This window comes from Bacteroides sp. AM54-2NS, from assembly GCF_003602935.1.
Lineage (GTDB): Bacteria > Bacteroidota > Bacteroidia > Bacteroidales > Bacteroidaceae > Bacteroides > Bacteroides xylanisolvens.
This window is the reverse complement of record NZ_QTMZ01000013.1, coordinates 108,342-120,285: the sequence shown is the minus strand read 5'-3', so window position 1 is coordinate 120,285 and position 11,944 is coordinate 108,342. Positions and strand designations below refer to the sequence as shown.

4 protein-coding genes and 2 pseudogenes are annotated in these 11,944 nt (G+C 45.3%); all 6 read left to right on the top strand.

Annotated elements, in window-relative coordinates:
* Positions 1-5: 5 nt before the first annotated feature.
* The 6 genes and pseudogenes from DXA05_RS10420 (at position 6) to DXA05_RS10395 (ending at position 11,843) form a co-directional block, all read left to right on the top strand.
* Complete coding sequence (locus DXA05_RS10420; RefSeq protein ID WP_128859152.1) at positions 6-1,655, top strand: DUF4832 domain-containing protein; 1,650 nt, start codon at positions 6-8, stop codon at positions 1,653-1,655.
* A gap of 311 nt (positions 1,656-1,966) precedes the next feature.
* Positions 1,967-4,173, top strand: a pseudogene (locus DXA05_RS10415) (glycoside hydrolase family 3 N-terminal domain-containing protein).
* A gap of 79 nt (positions 4,174-4,252) precedes the next feature.
* Positions 4,253-6,705, top strand: a pseudogene (locus DXA05_RS10410) (glycoside hydrolase family 3 C-terminal domain-containing protein).
* Positions 6,706-6,734: 29 nt separating this feature from the next.
* On the top strand, positions 6,735-7,847 hold the full coding sequence (locus tag DXA05_RS10405) for a glycoside hydrolase family 88 protein (protein WP_074910523.1): 1,113 nt from the start codon (positions 6,735-6,737) through the stop codon (positions 7,845-7,847).
* Positions 7,848-7,900: 53 nt separating this feature from the next.
* Entirely contained in the window at positions 7,901-9,769 is a 1,869-nt protein-coding gene (locus DXA05_RS10400) for an FAD-dependent oxidoreductase (RefSeq protein WP_074910526.1), read from the top strand.
* Between the two features lie 7 nt (positions 9,770-9,776).
* The gene (locus DXA05_RS10395; RefSeq protein WP_128859151.1) at positions 9,777-11,843 is read left to right on the top strand and encodes an alpha-galactosidase; all 2,067 of its coding nucleotides are present in this window, start codon (positions 9,777-9,779) and stop codon (positions 11,841-11,843) included.
* The last annotated feature ends 101 nt before the right edge of the window (positions 11,844-11,944 follow it).

Genomic DNA, 11,944 nt, shown 5'->3' with positions numbered 1-11,944 from the left:
TAGGTATGAAGATTAATTTTCAAAATATGTGCAGTTTGAGAAAAATAAGTTGTGGGCTTATTTTTTCTATGGCTATATCATTAGTCGCTTGTGGCAGTGATAATGATGAAGAAGGAGGTGATAATGGTGATGATGGTTTGGTAGAAGATACTTCTATTCCTGGAAACAGCATTGTCACGGTAAAGCAGAATCGAAATATCATTTTGCATAATCCTCTTTCCGGATGGGTATTATATGCGGGTATTGGTGATGGTTTATCTTCCACATTCTGGCAGGATTATGATAATTTCCCGTCATCGGAAGGCACTGTAAAGGTCTCTGATTATGCAAATACCTTATACCTTCGTGGTGCCTGGGCTGATTTTAATCCTGAAGAAGGAAAATATGCATGGAACTCCGATTGTGATACCCCTTCGGCTAAACGACTGAAGATGTTGATAGAGGGAGCTAAGCAAAGAAATATGAAATTGGCCTTTACTTTTGTGGTGGATAGCCGTGATAAGCACTATAATTTTACTCCGAATTTTGTAAAAGAGGCTGGCGCGAAAGGATATGAAACACAAACAGGTTCAGTAAAAGTATGGTCTCCCTATCCGGATGATCCTATTTTCCAGAAATATTATGAGAAATTTATCAGGGCTTTGGCTAAGGATTTTAATGATCCCGACAAAGTACAGTTTGTAAGTGGTTCAGGATTTGGAAAATGGGGAGAGTATCATAGTGTATGGTACTATCAGGTGCGTGAGTTGGGAAAACCGGAGCTGCCGACTCGTGAGGCTGTTTTCGATTGGGTGACAGATTTATATTCTCAAGTATTTGATAAAGTTCCTGTGTTTGTAAATTATCATCGTTGGATAGGTACAAGTAAGGAATGGGACGGCAATAATTATGATAAAGATACTGAAAGATTAATAGGAAAAGCAGTAGCTAAAGGATATTCATTACGTCACGATGCGTTTGGTATGAAAACTTATTATTCTACTTGGGAACGCAATTTTATAGCCAAGTGGAAGTATCTCGTTCCTGTAGTAATGGAAGGTGGCTGGGTGAAAAATTCTCATGGAAACTCGATTCAGGGAGATGGATATGCCAATTATGCAGAAGTACGTCAGGGTGAGTTTGATGAGGCTAAAACAGCCTGCGTCAATATGATGGATTTACGCTATAATTCAGACTTTCGCAATGGAGAAACTTATTCATGGTTTAATGAAGCTTTCCAATTAGTTAAACAATTCTGTACAGAAGGAAGCTACCGTTTATTTCCGGACAGAATTTCTTTGCCTACAACTATCTCTAATGGTAAACAGATTGAAATAGCACATCGTTGGAATAATTTTGGTTGGGGATATTGTCCGACGAATATTCCCCAGTGGAAGAATAAATATAAAGTGGCTTTTGCTTTATTGGACACCAAGAATGATAAACCGAAGTATGTATTTGTTGATGGAGAACCGGAAGCTTGTGATTGGGTGAAAGGTACGGCTAAATCATATACGTTTACAACCCGGGTTGAAGGCGTGGAGGCAGGTAAATACATGTGGGCTGTTGGGATTGTTGACACGGCAAAGCAGAATGAGATTGGAATTCACCTTGCTGTAAAGAACAATGTAACATCTGCCGGCTGGTTGAAATTATTTGAAGTTATCGCTCGGTAAGTCATAGTCAATTGCTACGAGATACATTAATTGTTGGTAATGAGTGTATTGACAGGTCATAGTTCTCCGGTTCGTTGGGGATATATTTCCAAGATGCTAGCCATATATATGCTACGTATTGGATCTATATATGCTGCATATTGGATCTATAGATCCAACGTGTTGGGCATATATCTCCAATGAACTGATTGTAAGTGACTGGTACTTAGGTAAATGATAAGTGTATGGAATGGCTGGAATAATTATTTGCTTACGTATTGCTTGATATACATCTGAAAACTAGAAATAATAATTAACTGACGAAAACATTGATGAGAAAAAAAGTTTTGATTTTGGGATTGTGCCTATTGGGAGTCACACATTCTCTTTCGTCAAAAGATAAAAAGAGTATTCCTTTGTATAAGGATGCCAAAGCTCCAATTGAAAAACGTATTGATGATTTAATATCGCGTATGACATTGGAGGAAAAGGTTTTGCAGCTAAACCAATATACATTGGGACGAAATAACAATGTGAATAATGTTGGCGAAGAAGTGAAAAAAGTACCGTCAGAGATTGGTTCTTTGATATACTTTGATATAAATCCAGAATTGCGTAATAGTATGCAGAAAAAAGCGATGGAAGAATCTCGTTTGGGTATTCCCATCATTTTTGGCTACGATGCTATTCATGGATTTCGCACCATATATCCTATTTCGTTGGGGCAGGCATGTTCATGGAATCCGGGATTGGTAGAACAGGCATGTGCGGTATCTGCACAAGAAGCCCGCATGTCTGGGGTTGATTGGACTTTTTCTCCCATGATCGACGTGGCACGTGATCCTCGATGGGGACGTGTAGCCGAAGGATATGGTGAAGATCCTTATACAAATGGAGTGTTTGCCGCTGCTTCGGTGCGTGGGTATCAGGGAGATGATATGTCAGCAGAGAACCGTATGGCTGCTTGTCTGAAACACTATGTAGGTTATGGTGCTTCGGAGGCTGGGCGAGATTATGTTTATACCGAAATTTCAGCTCAAACTCTTTGGGATACTTATCTACTGCCCTATGAGATGGGAGTGAAAGCTGGTGCGGCCACTTTGATGAGTTCTTTCAATGACATCAGTGGAGTACCCGGGTCAGCTAATCCTTATATCATGACCGAGATATTAAAGAAACGCTGGAAACATGACGGGTTCATTGTGTCTGACTGGGGGGCTGTGGAACAGTTAAAGAATCAGGGATTAGCCGCTACAAAGAAAGATGCTGCTCGGTATGCTTTTAATGCGGGGCTTGAAATGGATATGATGTCTCATGCCTACGATCGTCATCTGAAAGAGCTTGTAGAGGAAGGTAAGGTAACAATGGCACAAGTTGATGAATCAGTTCGTCGGGTATTGCGTGTAAAATTTCGTCTGGGTTTGTTCGAACGTCCTTATACTCCGGTTACTAATGAGAAGGATCGTTTTTTCCGTCCGCAAAGTATGGCTGTGGCCGCTCAACTGGCAGCAGAATCAATGGTGTTGTTGAAAAATGACAATCAGATATTACCACTTACAAACAAAAAAAAGATTGCCGTAGTAGGTCCAATGGCAAAAAATGGTTGGGACTTATTGGGTTCCTGGTGCGGACATGGAAAAGATACGGATGTGGAAATGCTCTATGATGGGTTGACTGCCGAGTTTGGAGGAGACGCCGAATTACGTTATGCAATGGGATGCAAACCGCAGGGCAATGACCGTTCAGGTTTTGCTGGCGCATTGGACGTTGCTCGTTGGTCTGATGTAGTCATTGTTTGTTTGGGCGAGATGCTTACCTGGAGTGGTGAGAATGCTTCCCGTTCTACGATTGCTTTGCCACAGATTCAGGAAGAATTGGTGAAAGAACTAAAGGAGGCTGGTAAACCTGTTATATTGGTACTTTCTAATGGACGTCCCTTGGAGTTAAATCGCATGGAACCTCTTTGTGATGCTATATTGGAGATATGGCAACCGGGAATAAATGGTGCACGTTCAATGGCAGGTATTTTATCAGGACGTATCAACCTTCCGGTAAACTAGCCATGACGTTCCCTTATTCCACAGGACAAATTCCTATTTATTATAATCGCCGCAAGAGCGGACGCGGACATCAGGGATTTTATAAAGATATAACAAGCGATCCGTTATATCCGTTCGGGCATGGATTAAGTTATACCGAATTTAAGTATGGCACTGTTACCCCTTCTGCTACTAAAGTGAAGCGTGGCGATAAACTGTCAGCAGAAGTGACCGTCACCAACACCGGTTCTCGCGACGGAGCAGAGACTGTTCATTGGTTTATCTCCGATCCTTATTGCTCTATCACCCGTCCGGTGAAAGAACTGAAACACTTTGAGAAACAACTTATCAAAGCCGGCGAAACGAAGACTTTCCGTTTCGACATCGATCTGGAACGTGATTTCGGTTTTGTCAATGAGGATGGTAAACGCTTCCTTGAAGCCGGCGAATATCATATTCTGGTACAAGGACAGACCGTTAAAATAGAACTGATAGACTAAAAATGTAAAGAACAAAAGTGTGTGAAGAGCTGATAGCTAAGTTGGTTTTTTACACATATTATATTAACACAGAATCACCATGAAAAAGAAAATAGGAGGCATAGGTTTATGTATGCTTGCATGGAGCATATTAACCTGTGCACAAACAATCACTCCCCAAGCCGAACAACGTGCGAAGGACATTGTATCAAAAATGACTTTGCAAGAGAAAATAGAGTATATCTCCGGATATACCAGTTTTTCTCTGCGTGCCATTCCCCGTTTGGGAATACCTGAAATCAAGTTGGCTGACGGGCCGCAGGGAATTCGTAATCATGCTCCCAAGAGCACTTTATATCCTTCCGGAATACTTTCCGCTTCTACTTGGAACCGGGAATTACTTTATAAGTTAGGGCAAGGCTTGGGACAGGACGCCAAGGCAAGAGGAGTTAATATCCTGTTGGGCCCGGGCGTGAATATCTATCGTGCTCCGTTGTGCGGCCGTAACTTTGAATACTTCGGTGAAGACCCTTACTTGACAGGTGAAACGGCGAAACAATATATCCTGGGAGTACAATCGGAAGGAGTCATTGCTACAATCAAACACTTTGCTGCCAACAACCAGGAATGGAGCCGCCACCATGCCAGCTCTGACATAGACGAACGTACTTTGCAGGAAATCTATTTCCCGGCTTTCCGGAAAGCTGTACAGGAAGCCAATGTCGGCGCCGTAATGAACAGCTACAATCTGTTGAACGGTGTCCATGCCACCGAACATAAATGGTTGAATATTGATGTCTTGCGCAATCTTTGGGGCTTCAAAGGTATTCTGATGTCGGACTGGACTTCTGTATATTCCGCCGTAGGCGCTGCTAACGCCGGACTTGACCTCGAAATGCCGAAAGGACGTTTTATGAATTTGGAGAATCTGTTGCCTGCTATCAAAGCCGGCACAGTGACAGAAGAAACCATCAACCTGAAAGTACAACACATCCTGCAAACTCTGATTGCTTATGGTATGCTGGATAAGGAACAGAAAGACAGCAACATCGCAGAGGATAATCCTTTCTCCCGCCAGACAGCTTTAGAACTGGCGCGCGAGGGTGTAGTCCTGTTGAAGAATGAAGGAAACTTGCTCCCGCTGAAAGGAAAGACAGCGTGATGGGGCCTAATGCAAATTTGATTCCTACCGGTGGCGGTAGTGGGTTTGTCACTCCTTTTTCTACCGTCTCAGTGGCTCAAGGCTTGAAGGAATTGAAGAAAAAGAATCTGTTACTATTGACGGATGATGTGATTTATGAAGATATTGTTCATGAGTTTTATACTGATGCTAATCGTCAGATGAAAGGCTTCAAGGCTGAATACTTTAAAAACAAGACCCTTTCGGGACAGCCTGAAGTAATACGCACGGAATCCTCTGTTGATTATGACTGGGGATATGGAGCACCTTTGGACGGCTTTCCGACAGATGGATTCTCTGTCCGTTGGACAGCCTGCTACATGCCACAAACTGACGGTCAGTTGAAACTTCATATCGGTGGTGATGACGGTTATCGTCTGTTTGTGAATGACAAGCATATTACGGGAGATTGGGGAAATCATTCCTACTCTAGCCGTGAAGTTGAACTGCCGGTTGAGGGTGGTAAGGAATACCGTTTCCGGATTGAATTCTTTGATAATATTTCTTCGGCCATCATTCGTTTTAATGCTTATAGCCTTAATGAGGCGAAACTTCGTCAAGGATTGGCAAAGGTGGATAATGTAGTGTTCTGCACAGGTTTCAATAGTAATACCGAAGGCGAAGGCTTTGACCGTCCGTTTGCCTTGCTCCGCTATCAGGAATTGTTTATCAAGAAGATTGCGTCCATGCATCCCAATGTTGTGGTTGTACTGAACGCCGGTGGCGGTGTGGATTTCACCAACTGGTATGATGCCGCAAAAGCGATTCTTATGGCCTGGTATCCGGGACAGGAAGGCGGGCAGGCGATAGCTGAAATCCTGACCGGTAAGATTTCTCCAAGTGGAAAGCTACCGATTTCTATCGAGCGGAAATGGGACGATAATCCGGTGCACGGCAGTTATTACGAGAACTTAAAGGCGGAGATTAAGCGTGTAGACTATTCCGAAGGTGTCTTTGTCGGTTATCGTGGATACGACCGTTCGGGAAAAGAACCTTTCTATCCGTTTGGCTACGGTTTGTCCTATACTACTTTCGCTTATAGTAATATGGCTGCGGAGAAAACGGGTAAGCATCAGGTTACCGTTAGCTTTGATATAGAGAATACAGGTAAGATGGATGCTTCGGAAGTGGCACAGGTGTATGTGCATGATGTACAGTCTTCTGTTCCCCGTCCGTTGAAAGAACTGAAAGGATATGAAAAGGTATTCTTGAAGAAAGGGGAGAAGAAGCGGGTTTCTGTTGTGTTGGATGAGGATGCATTCTCTTTTTACGATATGAATCAACACCGCTTTGTAGTGGAAAAAGGAGACTTTGAGATCTTAGTCGGGCCTGCTTCCAGTCAATTGCCTTTAAAGGCTACAGTTGAACTGTAATGACCGAATGATAAACAAATAAATATAGAATGAAAAAAACACTTTTATTGGGAGCGTCTCTGTTATGTTCCGTTTTTATAATGGCAACAGAGATTCCTTTTCAAAAAGCAGAAATAAAGTCTATCATGCGAAAGGTGGCGGATTGGCAGATTGCCAATCCACACCCCGCTCCTGAACATGACGACTTGAACTGGCCGCAAGGTGCTCTTTATGTCGGCATGGTGGATTGGGCGGAATTGGCTGAAAAAGAAGACAATGATGATACATATTATAAGTGGCTTACCCGTATAGGCCGACGGAATTGCTGGCAGCCGGACAAACGGTTTTATCATGCTGATGACATCGCTGTATCACAGTCCTTTTTGGATTTATACCGCAAGTACAAAGACGAAGCAATGATTATCCCTACGCTCGCCCGTACGGAATGGATTGTCAATCATCCATCCGAAGGTAGTTTCAAGCTGGTGGAGGGAGACTTAAAGACCTTGGAACGTTGGACTTGGTGTGATGCTCTCTTTATGGCTCCCCCTGTATATGCCAAACTATATATGCTGACCGGAGAGAAAAAATATATCAAATTTATGAATCGTGAGTATAAAGCGACTTATGATTACTTGTTCGATAAAGAAGAAAACTTGTTCTACCGTGACTGGCGTTATTTTGATAAGCGCGAAGCCAATGGTAAGAAAGTCTTTTGGGGACGTGGCAACGGTTGGGTGCTTGGTGGTCTGGTTGAAATATTAAAGGAACTGCCCAAGAAAGATAAGAACCGCAAATTCTATGAGGAATTATTTGTAAAATTGGCTACACGTATTGCCGGATTACAACATCCGGACGGTTTCTGGCATGCCAGTCTTTTGGATCCTGCCTCTTATCCATCACCGGAAACGAGTTGCACTACTTTCATTGTCTATTCCATTGCTTATGGAATAAACGAAGGTTTATTGGATAAGGAAATTTATCTTCCTGTAATGATAAAAGGCTGGAATGCATTAGTCTCGGCTGTGGAACCGAATGGGAAACTGGGTTATGTGCAGCAAATCGGTGCCGACCCGAAGAAAGTGACTCGTGACATGACGGAGGTTTATGGAGTTGGTGCTTTTTTGATGGCAGGCAATGAAATTTACAAAATGGCGAGATAATCTGTTCCCTCTGTGAAGATAGTAGACAATAATCATAAAAACGCTGTACTGTGATGAAAAAAATTTTATTGACATGCATAGCCGTAGTCTGTAGCCTTGTGGCTGTAGCCGAAGAACTGCTCATCGAAGCAGAAAGCTTCAGCCAGCGAGGCGGCTGGGTGCTCGACCAGCAGTTCATGGATCAAATGGGTTCGCCCTATCTCATGGCACATGGCATGGGCATCCCAGTGGCGGATGCTACGGCAGAAATCAACATTCCCCAGGCGGGCACTTACTACGTATATGCCCGTACTTACAACTGGACTTCACCTTGGACCGATGCCGAGGGCCCCGGAAAGTTCCGCCTGGCTTTAGGCGGCAAATTGCTGAAAGCTACATTAGGACATACAGGTAATTCCTGGCAATGGCAATTTGCCGGAAAGACAGTATTGAAAGCAGGGACTACCACCCTTGCGCTGAAAGACCTCACCGGTTTCGATGGTCGTTGCGATGCCATTTACCTTACGACCGATGCGAACACGCAGCCCGCTACCTGGGATGCGGCAGAGACAGCCGCACTTCGTACCCGCCTGCGACAACAACAGACGGTGCCCGCTCATCAATACGACTTTGTGGTAGTAGGAGGGGGAATAGCCGGAATGTGTGCTGCCGCATCTGCTGCCCGATTAGGTTGTAAGGTAGCACTAGTGAACGACCGTCCTGTATTGGGCGGCAATAACTCGTCGGAGATTCGTGTACATCTCGGTGGTATCATCGAAATGGGACCTAATCAGGGATTGGGTCGTATGATACGTGAGTTTGGCCATGAGCGTTCCGGCAATGCCCAACCGGGCGACTACTATGAAGACCGGAAGAAGGAAGACTTTATAGATGCCGAAAAGAACATTACCCTTTATGCTTCTCAGCGTGCAGTAGCCGTGAAGATGCAAGGAGACCGCATTGCGTCAGTCACTATCCAGCACATCGAGACGGGCGAACAAACTGAACTTACCGCTCCTCTCTTTAGCGACTGCACAGGTGATGCTACCATAGGCTATTTAGCCGGTGCCGATTGGGCTATGGGGCGTGAAGGTCGCGATGAATATGGCGAGAGCCTTGCTCCCGAGCAACCCGACTCATTGGTGATGGGGGCTTCTATACAATGGTATAGTAAGGATATGAAGAAGAAAACCTCATTCCCTCATTTTGAATATGGCGTGCGCTTTGACGCTGAAAACTGTGAGCCTGTAACCATGGGCGAGTGGAAATGGGAAACGGGTATGAACCGTAATCAAGTTAGCGAAGCTGAACGTGTACGCGACTATGGACTTTTGGTGATATATTCCAACTGGAGCTATCTGAAGAATCACTATAAAGACCATAAGAAGTATGTCAACCGTTCCCTCGACTGGGTGGCGTATGTTTCAGGCAAACGTGAATCACGCCGTCTCTTGGGCGACTACGTACTGTCACAGGACGATATAGACAAGAATGTGGCGCACGAGGATGCTTCGTTTACCACAACTTGGAGCATCGACCTTCACTTCCCCGACAGCGTGAACAGTGTACGTTTTCCCGGCAATGAATTCAAGTCGGCTACGGTGCATCGTTGGATTCATCCTTATGCCGTTCCCTATCGCTGTCTCTATTCGCGTAATGTGGACAACCTCTTTATGGCAGGCCGCAATATGAGCTGCACCCATGTAGCTTTGGGTACGGTACGTGTGATGCGTACTACCGGCATGATGGGTGAAGTAGTAGGTATGGCAGCCGGACTCTGCCACAAGCATAGTGTAGAGCCGCGCGACATCTATCATCATCACCTGCCGGAACTGAAGCAACTTATGCAAGCGGGTCTGGGCAAACGCGATGTGCCCGATAACCAACGCTTCAACGAACCCAACAAATTGTTGGAAGTTCCGGGAGCTTACATCAAACCGTAGACAAACTATGAGCAAAAAAAATATTATCACGATATTTCTATCGGCAATATGTACCTTGCCGCTTTGGGGAGGAGAACAGTATTACGCTTTTCTGAAAGGTGACACGCTACGTATAGGCAATAACTATATGGAACGCGCCATGCTGTGGAATAACGGTGCGCCTGTTACCATCAGCCTTACTGACAAGCAACACGGAAAAACCATTCCGGCACAGGGCAAACAACCCGATTTCTCGATTGTGAAAGGTATCCCTACGGACGCCACATTCACCGTGAACGAGATACCGACGAACGGCATCCACGCCAGTTATCTGCAGGCTACCGTGGCTTGCACTATCGGTTCGCTGAATATAGAGCGTCGCTATCGCATTTATGCAGACTGTCCCGCCATTGCTTGCGATACCTATCTGAAAGGGCAAGTGGAACTTTATCAGAATAAGGAGGATAACCGCTCTAACGCCGACCGCAAAAATATAGAGCACACGGCCGATATGGCTACGGGGGTGAAAACTCCCACGCTCGACAGGTTGCAACTATCCGGCAATCATTGGAGTGCCCGCACAATCGAGTTTTTCGACTACACCGATTGGAACGACAATCTGGTGACCGGGCGTACCTGGCTTCCTTACCGTCGCAATACGTATCGTGGTAATTTGCTTTTTGCTCATGACGTAGTTACGCGTCAAGGCTTCTTTTTTTTGAAAGAGGCTCCTAGCAGCAGTACCCAATTACATTATCCGGGTTCTGACTTCGTGGCGGACTTTAGTGATTTTATGGTAGTGGGGCTGGGCATTGCGTCTCATGATGTAAAGCCGGATAGCTGGACCCGCGTTTATGGATGCGTTACCGGCATCTATACCGGTGGCGAGCAAGAAGCGCTTACTGCCCTGCGCCTCTATCAGAAACAACTGCGCCACCACACCGCCGCACAGGATGAGATGATTATGCTCAATACCTGGGGCGACCGTAGCCAGGATGCCAAAATAGATGAGGCTTTCTGTCTGGCAGAACTAGACCGTGCCGCACGCATGGGCATTACCCTCTTTCAACTGGACGATGGCTGGCAGAGCGGAAAAAGCCCTAACTCGAAGACTGCCGGAGGTAGTTTTAAGGATATCTGGAAAAGTGGCGATTACTGGACGCCCAACCCCACAAAGTTCCCTCATGGGCTGAAACCTATTGTAGAGAAAGGCAAGAAATTGGGTATTCGCATCGGATTATGGTTCAATCCCAGCATACAGAATGATTTTGCCGATTGGCAAAAAGATGCGCAAGCCATTATCGGACTTTATAAGAAGTACGGCATCTGCTGTTTTAAGATAGACGGCCTGCAGATACCTACCAAGACAGCTGAACAGAATCTACGCCGACTGTTTGATACCGTGTTGGAGCAAACCAACTATGAAGTGATTTTCAACCTCGATGCCACTGCCGGTCGTCGCGGTGGGTATCACTATATGAACGAGTACGGCAACATCTTCTTGGAAAACCGCTATACCGATTGGGGCAACTATTACCCTTATCGCACCTTGCGCAACCTCTGGATGCTGTCTCGCTATGTACCGGCGGAGAAGATGCAGATAGAGTTCCTTAATAAATGGCGCAATGCCGACAAGTATGACGCTGCCGACCCTTTTGCCCCCGCCCGTTACAGTTTCGATTACCTCTTTGCCATCACCTTGGCGGCGCAGCCGTTGGCTTGGATGGAGGCTTCGAACCTGCCCGAAGAGGCTTATATTACGGCATCTCTGCTCAAGAAGTACCAACCCTTGCAACTCCAGTTTCATCAAGGCGTCATATTGCCCGTTGGTGAAGAACCTTCGGGACGCTCGTGGACCGGATTCCAATCGACTGTCTCCGGCACGCAAGGCTATCTTGTGGTTTACCGTGAAGACAACGAGCAAGCCAGGGGGACTATTGACACTTGGCTTCCTGAGGGTAAGAAAGTTACTTTTACCCCTGTAATGGGAAGTGGCAAAAAGTTTGCCGCAAAAGTCGGCGCACAGGGTAGAGTAAGTTTCGAGCTAAATGACAAGAACTCTTTCACACTCTATCAATACGAAGTAAAACCATAAAAAGGCGGCTATCTGCATTTTACGCTAATCACGAATGATGTGTTAACTTCTGATTCGCAGAGTGTTATGATGTGTGAAGAGGAGCATTAATATCTCTGCTG

Coding starts and splice junctions, on each gene's coding strand:
- DXA05_RS10395 (WP_128859151.1), top strand. CDS start 9,777: ATGAGCAAAAAAAATATTATCACGATATTTCTATCGGCAATATGTACC.
- DXA05_RS10405 (WP_074910523.1), top strand. CDS start 6,735: ATGAAAAAAACACTTTTATTGGGAGCGTCTCTGTTATGTTCCGTTTTT.
- DXA05_RS10400 (WP_074910526.1), top strand. CDS start 7,901: ATGAAAAAAATTTTATTGACATGCATAGCCGTAGTCTGTAGCCTTGTG.
- DXA05_RS10420 (WP_128859152.1), top strand. CDS start 6: ATGAAGATTAATTTTCAAAATATGTGCAGTTTGAGAAAAATAAGTTGT.